The organism is Paraburkholderia caffeinilytica, from assembly GCF_046030355.1.
GTDB lineage: Bacteria > Pseudomonadota > Gammaproteobacteria > Burkholderiales > Burkholderiaceae > Paraburkholderia > Paraburkholderia caffeinilytica_B.
Genome location: NZ_JAQQCQ010000001.1, coordinates 192,121 through 213,212, shown reverse-complemented (window position 1 = coordinate 213,212; position 21,092 = coordinate 192,121). Strand labels below are relative to the sequence as shown.

Here is a 21,092-nt window from a genome sequence, read left to right as displayed (position 1 = left end):
TTTTGAATGCGCCATCGTTTGAGAATATCTGTCTGGGCAGAGGGTGATCCGGCATGTAAGCGCTCCATTTGAAGGGCGCGATAAAGCTGCCGCGACAAGCTTTCCCGGCTGAGGAGAAACATACATGGCTGCCACGGCTTCTGCCGACGCCCTACCCGCTCCCGAACTCGCTCCACTCAAAGGCGGGGCGCTGGCGTTGCTCACCGTCGGTCTCGCGCTCGGCACGTTCATGGAAGTGCTCGACACATCGATCGCGAACGTCGCTGTGCCGACTATTTCCGGCAGTCTCGGCGTGGCGACCAGTCAGGGTACGTGGGTCATCTCATCGTATTCCGTTGCCTCGGCGATCGCGGTGCCGTTGACCGGTTGGCTGGCGCGGCGCGTCGGGGAGGTGCGGCTGTTCACGCTGTCCGTTCTGCTTTTCACGATCGCCTCGGCGCTGTGCGGCTTCGCGCACAACTTCGAATCGCTGATCGCGTTCCGGCTCGTGCAAGGGCTCGTCTCCGGGCCGATGGTCCCGCTTTCGCAGACGATTTTGATGCGCTCGTATCCACCGGAAAAGCGCGGGCTCGCGCTCGGCCTCTGGGCGATGACCGTGATTTGCGCGCCGATTTTCGGGCCCGTGATGGGCGGCTATATCACCGACAACTACACGTGGCCGTGGATCTTCTACATCAACGTGCCGATCGGTTTGTTCTCGGCGGTGTGCGCGTTCCTGCTGCTGCGTGGCCGCGAAACCAAGGTTACCAAGCAGCGTATCGATGCGGTCGGCCTCGCGCTGCTCGTGATCGGCGTGTCGTGCCTGCAGATGGTGCTCGACCTCGGCAAGGATCGCGACTGGTTCAATTCGACGTTCATCATCACGCTGGCGATTATCGCGGTGGTGTCGATTGCGTTCCTGCTGGTGTGGGAGATGACGGATAAGGAACCGGTTGTCGATCTTTCGTTGTTCAAGGATCGTAACTTCGCGCTCGGCGTGGTGATTATTTCGTTCGGGTTTATGGCGTTCTTCGGGTCAGTGGTGATTTTCCCGCTCTGGCTGCAGACAGTGATGGGGTACACCGCTGGGCTTGCCGGTCTGGCGACGGCGCCGGTCGGTATTCTCGCGCTGTTTTTGTCGCCGATGATCGGCAAGAATATGCATCGGTTGAATTTGCGTGTGGTGGCCAGCTTTGCGTTCATCGTGTTTGCGTTCGTGTCGTTCTGGAACTCGACTTTTACGCTCGATGTGCCGTTCAATCATGTGATCTGGCCACGGCTGGTGCAGGGGATTGGAGTGGCCTGTTTCTTTGTGCCGATGACGACTATTACGCTGTCCAGCGTGTCGGATGAGCGGCTTGCCAGTGCGTCCGGGTTGTCGAACTTTTTTCGGACGTTGTCTGGGGCGATTGGGACGGCTATCAGTACGACTTACTGGGAAAATGACACGATTTATCATCATGCGATGTTGACCGATTCGGTGAATGTCTATGCGGCTAATACCAATGCTTATACCAATGCGTTGGGTAGTCTTGGGCTCTCTGGGGATAGTCTTACCGCTCAACTGAATCAGGTCGTTACCGCGCAGGCTTATATGATGGCCACTAATGATTTTTTCCGTATTTCTTGTGCGGCGTTTCTTGTGTTGGCTGTGCTTGTTTGGGTTACTAAGCCCAGGAAGGGGGTTGGGCCTTCTATGGGGCATTGAAGTTTTTTTGCCTTCGGCGGTGGTTTTTTTTGGGGTGCTTGGGTTTTATGTTTGTGCTCCTCGCACGGTGCCTTTTCTTGATTTGTTATTGGTCTATTAGCGTTGCCCCTGTGCGGGGCGGGCACCTACTTTTCTTTGCCTGCTGCAAAGAAAAGTAGGCAAAAGAAAGCAGCTCACACCGCTAATTCTTAAGCGGGTCCCTCGCGCAGTTGCGGTAGTGGTGCATCTGGAATCCGTGCTCTCGCACACTCCGCGCTCGTGACAAGGCTGTCATTCTTCCGGCGACGCTGCGCGCGCCGAAGCGTTCTTCTTAAAAGCTTCGTTGTGCTTTTGCGCCGTTGGGGGAGTGTCTGGTTCTTTGTGCTTAAAGCCGATCAGATCGTCCTCCAGGTGGTATCTCGTCACGCGATCCTCGAGAGGATCGCGAACCGGTTTGTCGCTGACTGCGTTGCCGCTTTTTCCCTTCCTACTGTGTTACCGCTTCGCCACTTGTTCCTGGGATCGATTGTCCCTGTAATGCGTTCGGGTGCATCGCGGTTGGCGCAGGTTGGGATGGTCTTGCATCGCTCTCCGGTGCGCTCGCCGTATTGCCTCGTACGTATTCCTTGAAGTCGGCGCCCGCCTCCCATGGGTTGGGTTTGCAACCCATTGAGCCATCGCAATGCGCGGCGAAACCAATCGTTGCCGTGCCGTCCGGGTTCGCGGTGCGCGTGATCTGGTATGCCAGCGCTCGCTTGCCGCCGTCCGGTCCCGATGTCTGAATCAGCGTGTCAGTCGCAGACTCGATCTTGTACTTCGAATGGCTCGCTACCCACGTTTGAGCACGCTGCCACCAGACGTCACACTCGGCTTTGCTCGAACACGTCAACGGCGTCGTCGCGATCTGCATCACGTCCGGGTTCACCTGCCCTTGCGTCGAACACCCCGCCGCCGCTACGCATAATACGGCCAACAGACCTTTTTTCATCACGTTGAAGCCTCCCTCTCTGGAGCGTGTCGTCTAAGTTGGACCGCATCATCGGTACGGTGTTTCATACGCATTGGCGAATGGCTAAATGAATGGAGATTTTGCCGATAGGGCTCGACGTCCAGCATCGCGTTGCGTAGACGTTACCTGTGCGCAATAAAAAGCGGCCCGCTATGAAATGCACCCCGAAAGTTGGACCCCGATTCAACCTCTAAGGAGCCGTTCACTCAGGCCGCTTGCTGCTTCACAAATAAAAATGCCGTTCAGTGGTAACTGAACGGCATCGGTTCTTAGGGGTTCTCAGGGCCGCTTTTTTCAGCGTTACCTGCGCTCGTCGTTTAGACGCTAAACCGATTCAGTGTGTACGCCCGGTAGGCCGCGACGAATGCGTCGAATGAACCGACCTCTTCCCGTTCAAGCTTGGCTTGCTCGGCGAGCGACTGTGCAGCTAGGTCGGCGAATTCCTTCGTCTGCGCAGCGTCCAGCGGACGCGCGCGGAAATAGGCGGCGTGCGCTTCGCTTTGCTCGAGGCCAAACGCGAGGAAACTCTGCTGCTTGTCGCGCATCGTCTGTAATACGCGCGCAGATGGCGTGAGCGATGCATCTGCCAGTTTCGCCCGCTGAACCACCACGGCGCGTGCGTGCGAGTCGCCGCCATGCAGCGCGTCGAGCGTTGCCGCGGCGGCGTCGATCTTGACGAGCAATTCGTTCGACCAATCCGTCATGGTGATCGGCGTGCCGTCGCGCGTCAGTTCGAGGCCCGGTTTGCGGCCTTCCAGCGTTACGCGGCCGAAGTTCTGATTCGCCTCCGCATACGCATCCGGCGGCAGCGGCGCGCTGTCGTCGAGCGCGCAGACCAGCAGGTAGGCGTCGAGAAAACGCGACGTCTCCAGCGAAATGCCGCTCGGTTCGAACGGATCGATGTCCATGCAGCGCACTTCGACATATTGCACGCCACGCGCAGCCAGCGCATGCAGCGGACGCTCGCCTGGATGCGTGACGCGCTTCGGACGGATTGTCGAATAGAACTCGTTTTCGATCTGCAGCACGTTCGTATTGATCTGCACCCACTCGCCGTCGCGCTGGGTGCCAATCGCTTCATACGCAGGATACGGCTGGCTCACGGCCTTCGCGAGCGCGTCGAGATAGCCCGGCAGCGTGTCGTAGTCGGCGTGCAGCGCGGCTTGCGCGGTGGTGTTCGAGTAGCCGAGGTCGCTCATGCGCAAACTGGTCGCGTACGGGCGATACAGCGTGTCGGCATCGAAGGTTTCCAGCGTGTGCTGGCGATCGCGCAGGAACCGGCGATCCAGTGCCGGCGATGCGCCGAACAGGTACATCAACAGCCAGTTGGTGCGGCGGAAATTGCGGATCAGCGCGAGGTAACGCTCGGACTGGAAATCGACGGCGGTTGCCGTGGATTGCTGGTCGGCATGCAACACCCGCCACACTTCTTCGTTCAGCGAATAGTTGTAGTGAATGCCCGCAATGCACTGCATGGTGCGGCCGTAGCGGAGCGCGAGGCCAATGCGGTACACGTACTTCAGCTTGCCGATGTTCGACGTGCCGTAATGCGCGATCGGAATGCCCTCGTCCGTGTCAGGGAGCAGGCCCGGCATCGAGTTGTTCCACAAGATCTCGTTACCGAGTTCGGCGTAGACGAAACGATGCAGCGTATCGAGTTTCTCGAGCGTGATCGCGACGTCGTGTTCCGCCGGCGTGATCAGTTCGAGCAGCGCTTCGGAATAGTCGGTGGTGAGCGACGGATGCGTGAGCGCCGAGCCGAGCGCGCGCGGATGCGGCGTCATGGTGAGCTTGCCGTCGGGCGTCACGCGCAGACTTTCCTTTTCGATGCCGCGCAGGCCGCGTATCAGCGCGTCGCGCTGCGGGCCTGTGGTCAGCAGGGACAGGCGGTGCGAGAACGTGTCGTTCGTGCGGGAAGGTGTCGTGTTTGGCATTGATGCGAGTCGGGCGTTGTCGGCCGCCATGTGCCGCTTCACTGCATACAGGCAGTACTGCGCGGTCGACAACGTTCGGCGGAATTTTCGGGTAGCGGGCACTTTAACATCTCGCCACGACGGCTGCTTGAGGCTGCTTCGGCGGGCCCTCGGACGATACAACCCGGCCTGATTTCAGCGGGAAGCAGCATGCCCTGTGCCTCGCTACACTCCCCTTCATGCGCTTGACACGCGACACCTCAGCCGCCGCGCGCAGCGCCGGCCCGATCTGCCACCTCGTTCCACAGATGCATGGCCGCATACGCGCGCCACGGCCGCCACGCGTCGGTGCGGGCGCGTTGCTGCGTGGGCCGCACGAGCGAGGGGTCGCGCGCGCAGATCGACTGCATCAGCACGAGGTCCCATGCGGGCCAGGCGTCGGCATCACGCCATGCGCGCATCGCCACATATTCGACTGTCCATGGGCCGATGCCAGGCCGTGCCAGCAACGCCGCGCGCAGGCTGTCGGCGTCGGCGATACCGCTGTCGAGCGGCACTTCGCCTGAAGCGACTGCCTGCGCGAAGCCTTGCAACGCCGCTACGCGTTTACCCGGCATGCCGATCTTCTCCAGATCCACCGCCGCGAGCGCGGCGGGCGTTGGAAAGCGCCACGCGGTGTTCTCATGCGGATGACCTTCGATGCGTTCGCCGGCACGCTGCACCAGTCGTCCGATGATGGTGGTCGCCGCCTTCACGCTGACTTGCTGTCCGACGATCGCGCGCACCACCAGCTCGAAGCCCGACCATGCGCCGGGCACGCGCAAGCCCGGCACGGCTTCGATCAGCGGCGCGAGCCATGGGTCGGCGGCCAGTTCGGCGCCGATCTTCTTTGGGTCGGCCTGCAGGTCGAACATCCTCGCAATCGGCACGGCAAGTGCGTCGGCATGACGGCTCGCGGGACCGTCGATATTCGCCACGATGCAACGCTTGCGAGGATGCAGGCGCACGGTCAGCGTGCCGCTGTCACCGGCCCAATCGATCGCGCGACGATAGGCGCCGTTTTCCACGGCTTCGACGCCGGGTGTCGCGCGGCCGCCGAAAAAGCGCAGCAGGCGCGGCCAGTCGAAGGGCGGCTTGAAGGGCAGTTCGAGGATGGCGACGTCGTCAAGCGTGCTCACGCGGCATGGTCCAGGTTGGTGGTGGTTGCGATGGCCGTGTGTTCGCGGCGATTGGGTTCATCGTGCGAAATATCGCCTGCGTGCTGGGCTTCGTTCTCGAGCAGTGCAGCCTTGCGCGGCAGGCCCCAGCGATATCCCGCCAGCGCGCCCCCCTTCTGCACGACCCGATGACAAGGAATCGCCAACGCGACCGGATTCGTCGCGCACGCGCTCGCCACCGCGCGCACGGCCCGGGGTGAGCCGACCGCTTCCGCAATCTGGGAATAGCTGCGCGTCTCGCCGTAGGGAATGCGCCGCAACGCATCCCATACACGTTGCCGGAACGCGGTCGCGGCGATATCCAGCGGCAGATCGAAGTCCTGACGCGTGCCGTGCAGATAGGCGTCGATCTGCGCGATGAACGGTGCGAGCCGCGCCGCGTCTTCGACCAGTTCGGCGTTGGCGAACTCGCCGCGCAGATCGTCGGCGAGTAGCGCGGCATCGTCGCCGAAGCCGATTTTGCAGATGCCTTTGTCGGTTGCCGCGATCAGCACGAAGCCGAGCGAGGTCGGCGCGCTGGCGTAGCGCACGGTGAGCCCGGCGCCTTTGCGGCGAAACGCGGATGGCGCCATGCCCAATTCGGCCGACGCGCTGTCGTACATGCGCGATGGCGAGCCGAAGCCGGCATCGAGCGTGGCGCGCGTCACGTCCGCCCCGCTCTGCAGTGCATCGCGCAACGCGGCGCCGCGCTGCGCGGCCTGATACTGTCGCGGCGACACACCCACCACGCGCTTGAACAGGCGCTGCAGGTGAAACGGACTGACGTGCACCGCATCGCTCAATTGCGCGAGTGTGAGGCGTTGCTGCGGATCGGCATCCAATGCGGCACACGCGCGATTGACGATCTCCAGCTCGCGCGGCAGCCCGCCGGGCTGGCAACGCTTGCAATCACGGTAGCCCGCGGCGCGCGCGGCGTCTGCATCGGTGAAGAACGCGACGTTTTCGCGGCGCGGCTGGCGCGACGCGCACGACGGGCGGCAGAACACGCCGGTCGTTTTGACGGCGTAGAAGAACGCGCCGTCGGCCTGCGGCTCGCGCCGGCTGATGGCTTCCCAGCGTTCGGCGTCGGTGGCCCAGTGGTCGGTGCCGACGGCGGTTTCGCTGACGGTCTCAGTACGGTCGGTGCGGTTCATGATGGTCCCGGAAAGTCGGTGTCGATGCTCACCAATGTAGGCCGCATGCCAACACACTACGCTCCGGTTCTTGCTCTGTCATTGCACTTCCTCGTAGGTCGGAAGCCCCGCCAGGCGCTCGTTTCGCCGTAAACTGCGACAATTTGGCACGATATCGGGTTTTCCCTTAAAAAGTTATTGCGTCGCATCAACCCCGTGTGTATATTAGTACCTGTCTCCTCCATGTCTCCTCCTGATATGGATTCAGCCCGCTCCACATAGAGCGGGCTTTTTTTCGTCTGAATGTTTCTGGCCGATTCCTCGCCCGCTCTCGCGGCGCCCTCCTTTCTCCTACACTGGTGGCTATTCACCCGTATCCGTTCTGCGAGTCAGCCAAGGGGTGTTCGATATGAAAATCCACATTCGCGAGATCGATCACATCGTCATTCGGGCGTTGAACGTGCCGGAAATGACGCGCTTTTATTGCGAGGTGCTCGGTTGCAGCGTCGAGAAAGAGCAACCTGATCTGGGCCTGACGCAGTTGCGCGCGGGGCGCTCGCTGATCGACCTGCTAAAGGTCGGCGCAAAGCTCGATCACCCCGAAAACGGCACGCCGGGCGCGGGGCGAAATATGGACCACGTGTGTTTGCGCGTTGACCCGTTCGACGCCGAGGCGCTCAAGACGCATCTGGACGAACACGGCGCGCGGCCTGGCGAGGCGGCTTTGCGCTATGGCGCGGATGGGTTTGGGCAGTCGCTGTATCTGTTCGACCCGGAAGGCAATATGGTCGAACTCAAAGGGCCGCCTGAAGCGGCGCGCGTGACGTCACTGTGACGGGCGCGACCGCCTCCGCTCCGTAGCCGGTGCGGCACGCGGGCGTCGAGACGGACATGCACACTCAGACGTAGACGACCTCAGTCAACATGCGCGCGGTATTGCCAGTACTAACCGTGCTACCGGCGCGGCCTGGCGCCTACCAGGCGTTGGCGGGCGCCTTCAGCACCGTCCACTCGATCTTCACCGCATCAGCGTCGGCGCTACCGAGCCATGCTTCGCCGTCCTGCACGGTGCATTGCAGACGCATAGTCCGTTCAGCAAGCGAGCCGAGCGCGGCGGCGACGTCTTCGCCGAGCGTCCATACCGTCACGTTGCGCATGCGCTCGACCTTGCCGCGCACGCCTTGCCACCAGATGTCCGACGTGCGGCCGCCATAGGCGATCACGATCACCTCGTCGGAACGGCCGCTCGCTTTGGCAATGCGCCGTTCATCCGGTTGGCCGACTTCGATCCAGGTTTCGATCGCGCCGGTGAGGTCTTTCTGCCAGAGATCCGGTTCGTCGACATCCGACAAACCCTTGCAGAACTCAAGGCGTTCCTGCGCGAACAACGCGAATGCAGCGACGCGGACCATCATCCGTTCGTCGGTTTCCGAGGGATGGCGGGCGATCGTCAGGGAATGGTCGGCGTAATAGTGCCGGTCCATGTTGGCGATCTGCAGTTCCGCTTTGTAAATCGTTGATTTGAGAGCCATGCCGTTACTAAACCAGGCGCTCGCTCCACCGGAGCGAACAGAAAAAGAATCGTCGACGGCGCGTTGCCGTTTTCCGTGTTTGTTGTACATCGCGTGTCCCTCCCGAGCCTGACGTCGGCTGCAATTGCGGCTATTGCAACGGGAGAAGCATTTATCGCGCCACTGCCAGTTCGAACGCCGTGCCATAGACCCGACAGCGGCTTCCCGCAAGGCCTCGAGCACCCGAAGGCCGCCGGCGAAAGCAGATGCGACTGGCGCGTGATGATACCGAATGTATCCATTCTGCACGGTAAATCGGTCAGTACCTGCTTCTGGACACCGTACTGTTGGTACTGACCCGCCACTTCATCAGGTAAAACCGCCAACATGTCGCCTTGAAGTAATAAGCTCGAAATCGTCAGAAAATTGTTGGTATTGACGACGTTTTGGGACGGATTCAGTCCGATCTGCGAAAACATCAGATCAAAGTGAGGGCGCAAAACACTGCCCGGCGCGTGCAAAATCCAACTTTCGTTGACGATTCCGCATAGCGTCAAACCTGTTTCATTTTCGAGAGAATGGCCCAAGACACGACACCAAGCGCTGCGGCTCGTGGTCGAACGGTTAGTAACGGACTTGGCGACGATTGCGTCGGGTCCTCAAAGGCGCGGGATCGAAGAAATATCCGGGCTTTGTGGAGGTCGGAAACATGCGAGTGCTTGTGAGGAAGGCGTATTGCCGGTATGGATCGAAAGCCCACATCGGGTTTTTAACGGGCGTTACCTCATAGAAAACGCGCGCGCAAATAAAAATCGGCCGGGCACTCAATGCCCAGCCAATTTTTAACTCGCAGGTTCACAGCCCCTCAGTTTTAATGTCAGAGGGTTTATAGCGAAAATCAAACCCCAGCGTTTAGCCGGGGTGTTGGCGTTTAGCTTATTGTTTGATGAATCGATCGTTTGCCCAGAGGCCTTGCGTGTCGCTATTGCCGGAATTCACGAATTCGACGTCATGGCCGACCACGCGCACCACGCGGAAACTCGAGTTTTCCGGCGTTGAAACGCACTGATATCCGGAGAAGAATTCCTGCATCTTTTGCTGTTCGCCAGCTTGCGCATGTTGGTCGGCGGCGTCGAGTTTATCCTTCGACAGACAGCCATACGCGTTGGCCTTGAACTGGATAGTTTGCTGCGGCTTGACCATGGCGTCTTGCGCCTGAACAGAAGCGGCAGCCAATCCCGCAATGGCGAAAACAAGGGCGATTCGCGTTTTCATATTTTCCTCCGGTGCGGGTTAATTACTCAGGTTAGCTATGTATTTAACTTTAACGTCGAACCCGCACCTTGCACTTTAGGAGAACGCGCAAGAACGACAAGCACATCTTGTGTGCGGTCGCAACAGCGGCGAATTGTCGCACCACCTGTCGCACCTGCCTAAACCTTAAGCAGCAGATAAAACAGGGTGGATTGAAACGGATAACTAAAAGATGATCAGGGCGCATCGCTTTAACCAGTAAAGCTTTGCGGCGCGTATTCGCGTAAACGAGAGGCACCAATTAAGTGAGTTGCTACAATTAATGGATTGCGCTTGGTGCATTGCACACAAAGTCATTCACCCGACTAATCAAAAACCACGAAATAACGGTGTGTGTACAGAAGATAAACGGTGCCAGGTGTCCCAAGCGACGCAGCATGGCGTCCCTGGGTGACACAGGTTGAGGTCAGGCGCCGTGCTGATCGGCCTTGAAGAACTCGGACTGGAACATGCACATGCGCAACGCATTGTGATAGCGGCCGTTGCCGAAAAACTCCTCGATCAACTCGGCCTCATGCCGGAAACCGCACTTTTCATAGACGTGGATGGCAGCGGTATTCGATTTATCGACGATCAGGTAGACCTTGCGCAGGTTCAGCACCGAAAACGCGTAGTCGATCGCGAGTTGCGTGGCGACGGTGGCGTAGCCGCGGCCCTGCGCGTGCGGCGCAATGATGATCTGAAACTCACCGCGCCGGTGGATATAGTCCAGCTCGATCAACTCGACGACGCCGACGGTCTGGCCGTCGTTGTCGATCGCGACAAAGCGGCGCTCGCGCAGATCGTGCACGTGCTGGTCGTACAGCTGGGTCAGTTCAGAGAACGTTTCATAAGGCTCTTCGAACCAGTAACGCATGATCTTTGCGTTGTTGTTCACTTCGTGGACGAAGCGCAGATCGGTGCGCTCGAGCGGGCGCAGGGCTAGTTCGCTGCTGCGTTCGATAGTCATTGGATTCCCCTTGAGAATTATTGGTTTGATTGCGCAAGCTCAGTGTGAGCGCTCGAGCTTGCGTTTCCTGTTAGTCCGGGCTCAGCGCAGGGAGTTCTTACAACGCCTGATGCCCGCGCAGCGCGGTCTTGCGAAGCGTGAGGCGCCGCGCGGGTTCGGCACGGGAGGGGCGTCGCGTTGCCGCAGGCCGCTTATCGCAAATTTGTGAGGGGCGCGGCACCGTGCGGGAACATACGGTGCTCTACAATGAAATCATGCTCTTGCGATGGAGGCTACCGTGATCGAGCACTTGATATTAGGCGCCTTTCTGGTCATTCCGCTGCTCATCGTCGCGTTTCTTTTCTCCGACGAATTGTGGCAGGAGCATCGGCACCTGCATGACCTGCATCTTGAACCCGTGAAACCGCGCCGCATCGACTGGAGGCATCCGCTGCGCCGGTCGCGGCATCGGCTTTGACCCTTCACGGATGCGTGGATCAACGCATTGCAAGCGTCGCTGCGAGGCGAGGGTGGTTCGCGGATAAAACCTGCAAATAAAAAAGCCTGCCGTTTCGGGCAGGCTAAAAAGAGATCCACACTCAATGCCTTGCGGGTACAAGGCAGACGCCAGTCTAGTCGCATGGCGCGAGCGGGTGGTTTCACCGGCCTTTACACATATTACGGGGCGTGACCTGATGTGCCGCGTGTGAGGTCAGTGAGCGCGCCAATGGCTGCGAATGCGCTCCGCCAGCGCTTCGAGCGTGGCCGCGTCAGCAACTTCCCGCGCATGCATACGCAGCGGCTGTCCTTCCCAACGCGGGATCACGTGAAAATGCACATGCGGCACCGTTTGTCCCGCTGCGGCGCCGTTGAACTGTCCAATGAACACGCCGTCGGGGCGCAAGGCCGCGCGCACGGCGATGGCGAGTTTCTGCGTCATGCGCATGCAGGCCACCGTCGATGCATCCGACAACTCGAAAATCTCAACCGCGGCTTCCTTCGGTACGACGAGCACGTGACCGTCGGCTTGCGGCATCAGGTCCATAAAGGCTAGCGCGGCATCGCTTTCCGCCACCTTGATGCAAGGTAGTTCGCCGCGCAGGATCTTCGCGAAGGGATTGCTGTCGTCGTAGTTCATCACGCGTCCTCTAGGTTGCCGTCAGTATCAAGGTCAAACTGCTCTCGACGATATTGTCCACCACCTCTGTTACAACGCGCTTATGACGAGCGCAGAAAGGCGCGCCGCATCCGTTCAGGATCGAACGACACCAGCTTCGGCAGCGACGGCTTCCAGCGCGAGGCGTCCCGCTTCGAGCATGCCACGGGCAGCCTGATGCGTGCCCGGTGAGCACCTAGCGCCAATCGGTTGCAACGTCGTCGGGATCGACCAGCGTCAGTCCCGACGACGGCAGCGGCAGCGCCGTCTTATAACGCACCTGCTTGAGCGCAAAGCTCGAACGAATGTTGGAAATGCCGGGAATTTTTGTCAGGTGATCGACGATGAAGCGCTCCAGCGTCTGCATATCCGGCATCACCACGCGCAGCAGATAGTCGGCGTCTCCCGTCATCAGATAGCACTCCATCACCTCGGGACGTTCCGAAATCGCCTGCTCGAAACGCTGCAGCGCGTCTTCCACCTGCTTTTCCAGACTCACCTGAATGAACACGTTGATGCGCAGCCCGAGCGGCTCTGGATTGAGCAGCGTGACCTGCTGCTTGAACAGGCCGAGTTTTTCGAGCGCGCGCACCCGGTTGAAGCAGGGCGTGGGCGACAAATTCACCGAGCGAGCCAGATCCGCATTGGTGATGCGCGCGTTCTGCTGCAACTGGCTCAGGATGCCGATGTCGATGCGGTCGAGTCGTCTGGGTGGCGTGGTCATAGAGTAAATATTCTGTGGTGTTGGCCAAATCCGGAATAAATAGCCTATCTCAGTGCGGGATCACAAGCAAATGAGACGCTCATTTTGTGAGCACATGGTTACCATTGACCTACTCGATCTTGAACCGAACGCGTTGATGCGGGAGTGGAGCCATGACGGATTTGTCCAGCGGTAGCGAGCAGTTGCGGTCTTCGGATCGTCAGCGGGCGGAACGCGCGGAGCGTGAAGATACCGATCCGCAGGAAACCGCCGAATGGCTGGAAGCGCTCGATGCCGTCGTCGCGCATGTCGGCCGGGATCGCGCGCAGTTTCTGTTCGACAAGCTCGCTGGACATGCGCTGTCGTTAGGCGTGCAATCGGCGCGGACCAACGTCACGCCGTACCAGAATACGATCCCGTTCGATCAGCAGCCGCGCTATCCGGGCAATCTCGAACTCGAAGAGCGGCTGGCCGGCGCGCTGCGCTGGAATGCGCTGGCAATGGTGGTGCGTGCGAATCAGGCGTACGGCGAACTCGGTGGCCATATTGCGAGCTATGCGTCGGCAGCGGACTTGTTCGAAGTGGGCTTCAACCATTTCTTTCGCGCCGCGGCTCCGGGCGGCGAGGCGGGCACGGGCGACCTCGTGTACTTCCAGCCGCATTCGTCGCCGGGTGTGTATGCGCGGGCATACCTGGAAGGCTTTCTCTCCGAGGAACACCTGCAGCATTACCGTCGCGAGATCGGCGGCCCGGGGCTGTGCTCGTATCCGCATCCGTGGTTGATGCCGGACTTCTGGCAGTTCCCGACCGGCTCGATGGGCATCGGTCCGATCAATGCGATTTACCAGGCGCGCTTCATGCGCTACCTCGCTAATCGCGGCCTCGTGCAAACGGAAGGCCGCAAGGTATGGGGCTTTTTCGGCGACGGCGAGATGGACGAGCCGGAATCGACCGGTGCGCTGTCGCTCGCGGCGCGTGAAGGGCTCGATAACCTCGTGTTCGTGATCAACTGCAATCTGCAGCGATTGGATGGGCCCGTGCGCAGCAACGGCCGCATCATCGACGAGCTCGAAGCGCACTTCATCGGCGCCGGCTGGAACGTGATCAAAGTGGTGTGGGGCTCGGACTGGGACGCGCTGTTTTCACGCGATCGCACCGGCGCGTTGCTGCGCGCGTTCGCACACACCGTCGACGGCCAGTTCCAGACCTTCTCGGCCAACGACGGTGCATACAACCGCGAGCGTTTCTTCGGACAGAACCCGGAGCTGGCCGCGCTCGCCGCGCAACTGAGCGACGACGACATCGACCGTCTGCGCCGCGGCGGTCACGACGTGCGCAAATTGCATGCGGCGTATGCGAAAGCGCTCGCGCATCGCGGCCAGCCGACGGTGATCCTCGCGAAGACGATGAAAGGCTTCGGCATGGGCACCTCGGGCCAGGGCCGCATGACCACGCATCAGCAAAAGAAACTCGGCTTCGACGACCTCAAGGCGTTTCGCGACCGCTTCCGCGTGCCGCTGACGGATGAGGACGTCGAACAGGTGAAGTTTTACAAACCAGCGGACGACAGCCCGGAGATGCAATACCTGCATGCTCGCCGGGCTGCCCTGGGAGGCTACCTGCCCAGAAGGCGGAGAGTTGCATCGGAAGGACTGACCGTTCCGCCGATGTCCTCCTGGGGGCAATTCGCGCTGGACTCGAATGGCCGTGAAATGTCCACGACGATGGCGCTGGTCCGCATGCTGACCGCGCTGCTCAAGGACAAAGAACTGGGTCCGCGCGTGGTGCCGATCGTTGCGGATGAAGCACGCACCTTCGGCATGGCGAACATGTTCCGGCAGGTCGGCATCTATTCGCCGCTTGGGCAGCTGTACGAGCCGGAAGACCTCGGCTCGATGCTGTACTACCGCGAGGACACCCAAGGGCAGATTCTCGAAGAAGGGATTTCAGAAGCGGGCGCGGTGTCGTCGTGGATTGCGGCTGCGACCTCGTACAGTGTGCATAACCTGCCGATGCTGCCGTTCTACATCTACTACTCGATGTTCGGCTTCCAGCGGATCGGCGACCTGATCTGGGCGGCGGCGGATCAACGCGCACGCGGATTTCTGATCGGCGCGACGTCGGGCAAGACGACGCTCGGCGGAGAAGGGCTGCAGCATCAGGACGGCACGAGCCATCTGGCGGCATCGACGATTCCCAACTGCCGCGCGTACGACCCGGCGTTTGCTTATGAGGTTGCCGCGATCGTCGACGAAGGGATGCGCGAGATGGTCGAAGAACAGCGCGACGTGTTCTATTACGTGACGGTGATGAACGAGAACTACGCGCAGCCTTCGGTGCCGGGTGGTGATTTGAAGACGCTGCGTGAGGGCATTCTTAAGGGGATCTATCCGCTTGGCGCTAAAGTGCAAGACGTGACCTTGGCGACGCAAACGCAAACGCAAACGCAAACGCAAACGCAAACGCAAACGCAAACACCGGAGCCGACTTCCGCATCGCAAGCGCAAGCGCAGGAAACAACCCCAGCGACGCAGACGCACGCGGCAACTTCAGCCGTTTCAGCGCAGGTGCAGTTGCTCGGCGCGGGCGCGATCCTCGGCGAAGTCATCGCGGCGCAGCAGTTGCTCAAGGATGACTGGCAAATTGAAGCCGCCGTGTGGAGCGTGACCAGCTTCACCGAATTGCAGCGTGACGGCATGACGGCGGAAAGAAACGCGCGTCTTGGCGAGCCGACCGATGCACCCTACGTCACGACAGCGCTCGAAGCATCGCGCGGCCCGATCATCGCAGCGACTGACTATGTTCGCGCGGTGCCCGAGCTGATTCGCGCCTACGTGCCGCGCCGTTATGTGACGCTCGGCACGGACGGCTTCGGTCGCAGCGACACGCGCCAGGCATTGCGCGCGTTCTTCGAAGTGGACCGCAAGGCGATCGTGATCGCGGCGTTGAAGGCGCTGGTGGACGAGGACGCACTTGAACCCGGCGTGCTCGTCGAAGCACGTAGCAAGTATCTCGGCGATGCGCCTGCAGGTGCTGCTTCGTGGCAATGCTGATCAAGCTCCGCAGATGAACCCGCACTGCTTCAAACAAAAAACGCGCCCGGCGAGATGCCCGGGCGCGTTTCCATGAGCGGCGCTTGAACTGCGGATTGAACGATCAGTCACTCACCGCCACCTGATTCTTCCCATCCCGCTTCGCCCGATACAAGCCGACGTCGGCGGCCTCGATCAATGTCGTCACCGGCTCGGTTGCGGACGGCACGATGTTCGCCGCACCGATGCTGATCGTCACGATGCCCGCAGCCGACCCTGCATGCGGAATCGCGAGCCCTTCGATTGCGAGGCGGATTTTCTCGGCGAGCAGCCGCAAGCCGCCCGACGACGTCCCCGGCAACACCACCGCAAACTCTTCGCCGCCAAACCGCGCAGCGAGATCGGGCGAGCGTCCCAGACATGACTCGATGGTGTGCGCGACGCGCTTCAGCACTTCATCACCGGCAACGTGCCCGTAGGTATCGTTGTAGACCTTGAAGTTATCCACATCGATCATCAGAAAGCCGAGGGCCGTGCTGTCGCGCGTGCCGCGACGCCATTCGGCGGCCAGGTACTGATCGAGGTAACGTCGATTCGACAAACCCGTCAATCCGTCAGAATGCGTGAGCCGCTGCAGTTCCAGATTGGTCGCGAGCAACTGCTGTTGCGACTGGCGCAGCGCTTGATACGCTTCGTCGCGCTGGAGCAGATTCAGATACGAGCGCGAGTGATAGCGAATCCGCGCGATCAACTCAATGCGATCCGGCAGCTTCACGAGGTAGTCGTTGGCGCCTGCGGCGAAGGCCGCGCTTTTCACCAGCGGCTCTTCCTTGGTCGACAGCACGATGATCGGAATATCGCGCGTCGCCGGATTTTGCCGGTATTGCCGCACGAGGGTGAGGCCGTCGGTGCCGGGCATCACGAGGTCCTGCAGGATCACGGTCGCGCGGGTCTCCTCGGCGCAACGCACCGCCTCTTCAGGCGACGCGCAGTAATGGAAGTCGACGCTCGCTTCGTCGGCCAGCGCCTGGCGGATCGCCTCGGCGATGATCGCCTGATCGTCGACCAGCAACACCATGATCGGACACTCGGCGGCGGGCGGATTGCCGAGGATGCGCGCTAACGCGTCGTCGATGGCGCTATTGGGTGCGTCCTCCGCGTATGTCCGCGCGTTCGCGTCGTGTTCTGCGAGCTTCGGCGCGGTGGCGGGCTGATGCGATTTCGGAGTGTCCATATGGGTCAGCCAGAATGAGTGTCAATGAATCGTAGCGGGCTAATGTGCGGCTAGTGTGCGCCTACCGGGCCTTAACGTGTGCCGACGGCGGTGGCGAGCGCCGCGGCAATCCGGGGCAGCGGCAGGATCGCGGCGGCGGCGTCGAGCGCGGCGGCCGCCTTCGGCATGCCGTACACGGCGCAGGTTGCTTCGTCCTGCGCGATCGTGTGAAAGCCCTTGGTGCGCATCGCCTTGAGTCCGATTGCGCCATCCCGGCCCATGCCGGTCAGCAGGACACCGATCGCCCGCGCCGGCCAGCGTGCCACGACACTATGAAAAAACACGTCGACGGAAGGCCGGTAGGGGGTTTCCGCCGGCACGTTCGTATAGCCGAGCACGTTCGGCAGCTTCAGGTGCAGATGATCGTCGGTGGCGGCGAGCAGCGCGACGCCGGCTTGCGGCCGGTCGCCTTCGCTGGCGATCCGCACCGGCAGCGCGGACTGCTGGTTCAGCCAGTCGGCCATGCCGGCGGCGAACGCCGCGTCGACATGCTGGACGATGACGATTGCCGCCGGGAAATCCTTCGGCAAGCCGGCGAGCAAGGTGGCGAGCGCCGCCGGACCGCCCGCCGACGCGCCGATCGCAACCAGCGGCGTATCGCGATTCGTCGTGCTGCTGGGCGCCCCCACTGCCGCCGCGCGAGGCGCGTTGCGCTCCGTGACCAGCGCGGCGATGCGATCGATCTTGGCGATCAGGGTGGCGATGCTTTTATGCGCGTCCGGACCGCTCAGCGAAGGGGTATCCACCGCATCGAGCGCGCCCGCACCCATCGCTTCGTAGACGCGCCATGCGTTCGCGCCCACGTCGACGGTGACGATCAGGATCGCGCACGGCGCCTTCGCCATGATGCGGCGCGTGGCCTCGATACCGTCGACGTTCGGCATCACCAGGTCCATCAGCACGATGTCGGGCCGCTGCGCGGTGCAGAAATCGACCGCTTGCTGGCCGTCCTGCGCGACCCACAGCACCTCGTAGTCGTGGCGCGCAGCCAGCGCGCGGCGCAGCGCCTCGACGGCGAGCGGCAGGTCATTGACGATTCCGATTTTCATCCGTGTCACCCGTGGGTTTAACCGTAAGCTTCGCCGATCAGATCACGCACTGCATCGAGCAGCGCTTCGTCGTGGAAACTGCCTTTCGCCAGATAATAATCCGCGCCGGCGTTCAGGCCGGCGCGGCGGTCCTCTTCACGATCCTTGTACGAGACGATCATCACCGGCAGCGATTGCAGGTGTGGATCGCGCTTGATGAGCGTGACGAGTTCGATGCCGTCCATCCGCGGCATGTCGATGTCGGTAATCACGAGGTCGAAGCGCTCGCCGCGCACCGCGTTCCAGCCGTCCATGCCGTCGACGGCGATCGTCACGTCGTAGCCGCGCGTCGCCAGCAGCTTGCGTTCGAGCTCACGCACAGTGAGCGAATCGTCGACCACCAGCACGCGTCGCGTGACGCGCCGGGCGGCGAGGGGCGTGCCGTGCTGCGTGTGTTTCAGATCGCCGCCCGCCACGAGCCGTTCGACCGAACGCAGCCAGTCGTCGACATCCGCGATCAGCACCGGGTCGCCGTTTTCCATCAATGCGCCGGCGGTAATGTTCCTGATCTTGCCGAGGCGGCGGTCGAGCGGCTGCACCACCAGCATCCGCTCGCCGAGAAAGCGATCGACCACCACGCCATAGGTTTCTTCGCCGTCGCCGATCACGATCAGGCTGACGGTATCGCCTTCGTTGGCGGGCGGCGCAGTGTCGAGAATCTGATGTGCCGTGACGACGCCGATGCGGCGGCCGTCGAAGGCAATGTGCTGATGGCCTTCGAGCAGTTCGATATCGGCGCGGCTCACATGCAGCGTGCGGTTCACATGCGCGAGCGGCACCGCGTACGGCTCGCCCGCGACTTCGACGAGCAGGCTGCGAATCACCGAGAGCGTGAGCGGCAACTGCAACTGCACGCGCGTGCCGACGCCGGATTCGTGCGTGATGCGCACCGTGCCGCGCACGCGCTTGACGACGTCGTGCACGGCGTCGAGTCCGACGCCACGGCCCGATACCTCGGTGACCTGATCGCGCAGCGAGAAGCCGGGCAGAAGGAGGAATTCGAGCAACTCGGTTTCGGACAGGCGCGCAGCCGTTTCCGCACTCGCCAGTTTTTTGTGGACGATCGAGGTGCGCAATGCGTCGAGATCGATGCCCGCGCCGTCGTCGGAAACGGTGATGAGCAGGGCGCCGGCGGTGTGACGGGCGTCGAGCGTGAGTGTGCCTTCTTCGGGCTTGCCGTACGCGAGACGGACCGCAGGCGCTTCGATGCCGTGGTCGATGGCGTTGCGCAGCATGTGGCCCAGCGGCGCTTCGAGCAGATCGAGGATGTCGCGGTCGACCTGAGTCGATTCGCCAACCAGTTGCAAGCGTACCTTCTTGCCGAGCGAACGCGCAACGTCGCGCACCATGCGCGCGAGGCCGCCGGTGCCGTCGCCGAAGGGGCGCATCCGGCATTGCAGCGCGGCGTCGTAAAGCTGTTGCGATAGATGCGTCGAGCGGCGGTCGAAGCTCTCCAGATCGGCCAGACGCTCGGCGAGCAGATGCTGTGATTCTGCGGTGAGGCGGCGCAATTCTTCGAGTGCGGCGTGCGCGCGCGGATCGAGCTTCAGGTCGGCGAGCGTTTCGTGCAACTGATCCAGCGCGCGCGTGCCGTCACGTTGGACGCGCTTGACGCGCAGCATCGATTGCGCGAAGGGTTTGAGCCAGCGGGACTCGACCAGCGATTCGCCGGATAGGGACAGGAGCCGGTCGAGGTTGTCGGCGCGCACGCGCAGCATGCGGCCGGGGTCAGTTGCCGGGGCGTTAGTTTCGGCCGGCGTGGAGACGGTGGCGGTCGACGGCCCGGAGGCGCCTGCAGGCCCGGCCAAGGTTGCGGCGGTGGAGGTTCGGGCGCTCGCAGGAGCAAACGAAGTTCCTGAAGCGGGCACAGACGCATTTTCGGTCGCACTGGACGGCGCGGTTGAGGCAGGTGTCGCTTCGGCGCGGAGGGCGTTGGCTAGTAGATTGAAGGTGGCTTCAGCGTCGTGATCAGCACCGGTCGATACCGCTTGCGGTTCGGTGGCGAGGCTGGGCGCCGATGCATCTGCCGGTCCGGCGCCGCGAGCAGGATTGGCAGTAGCCGAAGAAGCCGGCGGCGATACAGACTCACGCCGCATTACCGCTCCATGCGGCACCACGCCCGCCATCCGCGCTTGCAACGACGCTACACACACGCTAACCGCGTCACGCGCCGACTCGTCCTCATCATTGCCGAGGTGCGCAACGATATCGACACCGCGCAGCAACGCATCGATCCAGGCGGCGTCGAGCAACGTGCGTCCTTCCTGCGCGGCGACGAAGCAGTCTTCCATGGCGTGCGCGAGTTCAACCCCGACCTGTACGCCGACGATCCGCGCCGCGCCCTTCAGCGAATGCGCCGCGCGCATGCAGGCCTCGAGCGCGGCGGCATCGCGCGGCGCGCGGTCGAGGGTGAGCAGGCCGTCGTTGAGCACGCGTGCCTGAGTCCGCGCTTCTTCGCGGAAGAGATCGATCAGCGACGGGCGGCGCGGGTCGTCCGTCATCCGAGACTCCGGTTCAAGGTATCAAACAAGGCATCGGCGTCGAGCAGGCCTACCGTCATGCCGCGCCACGGGGCCACGGCACGTGTATGCGCAGCGGCGGCTTGCGAGAGCGTCGCGGGCGGCGGGCAAAAGCTGGAGACCGCGATCCGATGCACGCCGTCAACCTGATCGACGGGCAACACCGCGTGCTCTTCGGCGCGCGAGACCACCAGCAAGCGCGGCAGATCGTGGCGCGCTTTGTCGTCGTTTGCCGGGGTGTCGGCCTCGAAACCCAGCAGATGCGCGAGCGACAGGCACACCAGCAAGTCGCCCTGTACATTCACCACGCCTAGCACCGCACGATGCTGCCGATGCGGCAACGTATGAATCGGCCGCGTCTGCACGATGCGCTTGAAGATCGGCGTGGGCAGCGCGAGCCATTCTCCACCGATACGGAAGACGAGGAACGACTCGCTCGCGCCTTGCGGATCATGCCGTTGCGGCTGCGCCGGCACGCGGGTCTCATGCTGCGAGAGATCCACGAGCGGAATCGGCCGCTCCAGCAATTTGGCCGCGGCTGTTTCGAACACCGGGCAATTCAGACAGCGCACGTATTCGGCCAGCCGCTCGCACGACGAATCGCCGCGCACGCCGATGCGGTTCCAGCAATCGTCGATGGTCACCATGCGG

General features: G+C 62.0%; 17 protein-coding genes and 1 pseudogene. 4 read left to right on the top strand and 14 right to left on the bottom strand.

The features are described 5' to 3' along the window. Positions 1-124 precede the first annotated feature (124 nt). Positions 125-1,687, top strand: coding sequence for a DHA2 family efflux MFS transporter permease subunit (locus PQQ95_RS00920; RefSeq protein ID WP_408433792.1), 1,563 nt, complete (start codon positions 125-127; stop codon positions 1,685-1,687). A 466-nt stretch (positions 1,688-2,153) separates the two neighbouring features. On the opposite strand, the gene PQQ95_RS00915 is transcribed toward PQQ95_RS00920, so the two are convergent. The 4 genes from PQQ95_RS00915 to ada form a co-directional block, all read right to left on the bottom strand. Further along, positions 2,154-2,654: a hypothetical protein gene (locus tag PQQ95_RS00915; protein WP_408433789.1), complete on the bottom strand. Its 501-nt coding sequence runs from the start codon at positions 2,652-2,654 to the stop codon at positions 2,154-2,156. Between the two features lie 338 nt (positions 2,655-2,992). Further along, positions 2,993-4,609, bottom strand: coding sequence for a glutamate--cysteine ligase (gshA, locus tag PQQ95_RS00910; RefSeq protein WP_408433786.1), 1,617 nt, complete (start codon positions 4,607-4,609; stop codon positions 2,993-2,995). Between the two features lie 239 nt (positions 4,610-4,848). Next, complete coding sequence (locus PQQ95_RS00905) at positions 4,849-5,766, bottom strand: DNA-3-methyladenine glycosylase family protein (protein ID WP_408433783.1); 918 nt, start codon at positions 5,764-5,766, stop codon at positions 4,849-4,851. Continuing rightward, on the bottom strand, positions 5,763-6,938 hold the full coding sequence (gene ada / locus PQQ95_RS00900) for a bifunctional DNA-binding transcriptional regulator/O6-methylguanine-DNA methyltransferase Ada (protein ID WP_408433780.1): 1,176 nt from the start codon (positions 6,936-6,938) through the stop codon (positions 5,763-5,765). The genes PQQ95_RS00905 and ada overlap by 4 nt, the downstream gene beginning before the upstream one ends. A 388-nt stretch (positions 6,939-7,326) precedes the next feature. Between ada and PQQ95_RS00895 the strand changes: the two genes are divergently transcribed. Continuing rightward, positions 7,327-7,752 carry a VOC family protein gene (locus tag PQQ95_RS00895; protein WP_408433777.1) on the top strand — a complete coding sequence of 142 codons (426 nt, stop codon included), beginning with the start codon at positions 7,327-7,329 and terminating at the stop codon, positions 7,750-7,752. 139 nt (positions 7,753-7,891) lie between these two features. Here PQQ95_RS00895 and PQQ95_RS00890 read toward each other — a convergent pair whose 3' ends face one another. The 4 genes and pseudogenes from PQQ95_RS00890 to speG form a co-directional block, all read right to left on the bottom strand. After that, a complete protein-coding gene (locus PQQ95_RS00890) occupies positions 7,892-8,449 on the bottom strand; it encodes a YaeQ family protein (RefSeq protein ID WP_408433774.1) in 558 nt (185 codons plus the stop codon). 151 nt (positions 8,450-8,600) lie between these two features. Then, a pseudogene (locus PQQ95_RS00885) lies at positions 8,601-9,012 on the bottom strand (LysR substrate-binding domain-containing protein); the annotation flags it as partial. 352 nt (positions 9,013-9,364) lie between these two features. Further along, a complete protein-coding gene (sap1, locus tag PQQ95_RS00880) occupies positions 9,365-9,703 on the bottom strand; it encodes a surface attachment protein Sap1 (protein WP_408433772.1) in 339 nt (112 codons plus the stop codon). 445 nt (positions 9,704-10,148) lie between these two features. Next, on the bottom strand, positions 10,149-10,691 hold the full coding sequence (gene speG, locus PQQ95_RS00875; RefSeq protein WP_408433770.1) for a spermidine N1-acetyltransferase: 543 nt from the start codon (positions 10,689-10,691) through the stop codon (positions 10,149-10,151). Positions 10,692-10,968: 277 nt separating this feature from the next. On the opposite strand from speG, the gene PQQ95_RS00870 reads away from it, so the two are divergent. Further along, positions 10,969-11,148 (top strand): hypothetical protein, encoded by a 180-nt coding sequence (locus tag PQQ95_RS00870; protein ID WP_408433767.1) that lies wholly within the window; start codon positions 10,969-10,971, stop codon positions 11,146-11,148. 234 nt (positions 11,149-11,382) lie between these two features. Here PQQ95_RS00870 and PQQ95_RS00865 read toward each other — a convergent pair whose 3' ends face one another. Together PQQ95_RS00865 and PQQ95_RS00860 are read right to left on the bottom strand one after the other, a co-directional pair. Continuing rightward, entirely contained in the window at positions 11,383-11,808 is a 426-nt protein-coding gene (locus tag PQQ95_RS00865; RefSeq protein WP_408433764.1) for an HIT family protein, read from the bottom strand. A 214-nt stretch (positions 11,809-12,022) separates the two neighbouring features. Continuing rightward, entirely contained in the window at positions 12,023-12,550 is a 528-nt protein-coding gene (locus tag PQQ95_RS00860) for an Lrp/AsnC family transcriptional regulator (protein ID WP_408433761.1), read from the bottom strand. 152 nt (positions 12,551-12,702) lie between these two features. Between PQQ95_RS00860 and mdeB the strand changes: the two genes are divergently transcribed. Beyond that, the gene (gene mdeB, locus PQQ95_RS00855; protein ID WP_408433758.1) at positions 12,703-15,582 is read left to right on the top strand and encodes an alpha-ketoglutarate dehydrogenase; all 2,880 of its coding nucleotides are present in this window, start codon (positions 12,703-12,705) and stop codon (positions 15,580-15,582) included. A gap of 103 nt (positions 15,583-15,685) precedes the next feature. Here mdeB and PQQ95_RS00850 read toward each other — a convergent pair whose 3' ends face one another. From PQQ95_RS00850 to PQQ95_RS00835, 4 genes are all read right to left on the bottom strand, one after another. Next, the gene (locus PQQ95_RS00850) at positions 15,686-16,795 is read right to left on the bottom strand and encodes a diguanylate cyclase (RefSeq protein ID WP_408433755.1); all 1,110 of its coding nucleotides are present in this window, start codon (positions 16,793-16,795) and stop codon (positions 15,686-15,688) included. Between the two features lie 71 nt (positions 16,796-16,866). Continuing rightward, on the bottom strand, positions 16,867-17,883 hold the full coding sequence (locus PQQ95_RS00845) for a chemotaxis response regulator protein-glutamate methylesterase (RefSeq protein WP_408433752.1): 1,017 nt from the start codon (positions 17,881-17,883) through the stop codon (positions 16,867-16,869). Positions 17,884-17,900: 17 nt separating this feature from the next. After that, positions 17,901-20,423, bottom strand: a complete 2,523-nt coding sequence (locus tag PQQ95_RS00840; protein WP_408433750.1) for a response regulator — start codon at positions 20,421-20,423, stop codon at positions 17,901-17,903. Then, positions 20,420-21,088, bottom strand: coding sequence for a chemotaxis protein CheW (locus PQQ95_RS00835; RefSeq protein ID WP_408434531.1), 669 nt, complete (start codon positions 21,086-21,088; stop codon positions 20,420-20,422). Before PQQ95_RS00835 ends, PQQ95_RS00840 begins: the two co-directional genes overlap by 4 nt. Positions 21,089-21,092 lie beyond the last annotated feature (4 nt).

Bases quoted from the DNA above. Each gene is read 5' to 3' on its own strand.
- PQQ95_RS00920 (WP_408433792.1), top strand. From the start codon at position 125: ATGGCTGCCACGGCTTCTGCCGACGCCCTACCCGCTCCCGAACTCGCT.
- PQQ95_RS00915 (WP_408433789.1), bottom strand. From the start codon at position 2,654: ATGAAAAAAGGTCTGTTGGCCGTATTATGCGTAGCGGCGGCGGGGTGT.
- gshA (WP_408433786.1), bottom strand. From the start codon at position 4,609: ATGCCAAACACGACACCTTCCCGCACGAACGACACGTTCTCGCACCGC.
- ada (WP_408433780.1), bottom strand. From the start codon at position 6,938: ATGAACCGCACCGACCGTACTGAGACCGTCAGCGAAACCGCCGTCGGC.
- PQQ95_RS00895 (WP_408433777.1), top strand. From the start codon at position 7,327: ATGAAAATCCACATTCGCGAGATCGATCACATCGTCATTCGGGCGTTG.
- PQQ95_RS00890 (WP_408433774.1), bottom strand. From the start codon at position 8,449: ATGGCTCTCAAATCAACGATTTACAAAGCGGAACTGCAGATCGCCAAC.
- sap1 (WP_408433772.1), bottom strand. From the start codon at position 9,703: ATGAAAACGCGAATCGCCCTTGTTTTCGCCATTGCGGGATTGGCTGCC.
- speG (WP_408433770.1), bottom strand. From the start codon at position 10,691: ATGACTATCGAACGCAGCAGCGAACTAGCCCTGCGCCCGCTCGAGCGC.
- PQQ95_RS00865 (WP_408433764.1), bottom strand. From the start codon at position 11,808: ATGAACTACGACGACAGCAATCCCTTCGCGAAGATCCTGCGCGGCGAA.
- PQQ95_RS00860 (WP_408433761.1), bottom strand. From the start codon at position 12,550: ATGACCACGCCACCCAGACGACTCGACCGCATCGACATCGGCATCCTG.
- mdeB (WP_408433758.1), top strand. From the start codon at position 12,703: ATGACGGATTTGTCCAGCGGTAGCGAGCAGTTGCGGTCTTCGGATCGT.
- PQQ95_RS00850 (WP_408433755.1), bottom strand. From the start codon at position 16,795: ATGGACACTCCGAAATCGCATCAGCCCGCCACCGCGCCGAAGCTCGCA.
- PQQ95_RS00845 (WP_408433752.1), bottom strand. From the start codon at position 17,883: ATGAAAATCGGAATCGTCAATGACCTGCCGCTCGCCGTCGAGGCGCTG.
- PQQ95_RS00840 (WP_408433750.1), bottom strand. From the start codon at position 20,423: ATGACGGACGACCCGCGCCGCCCGTCGCTGATCGATCTCTTCCGCGAA.
- PQQ95_RS00835 (WP_408434531.1), bottom strand. From the start codon at position 21,088: ATGGTGACCATCGACGATTGCTGGAACCGCATCGGCGTGCGCGGCGAT.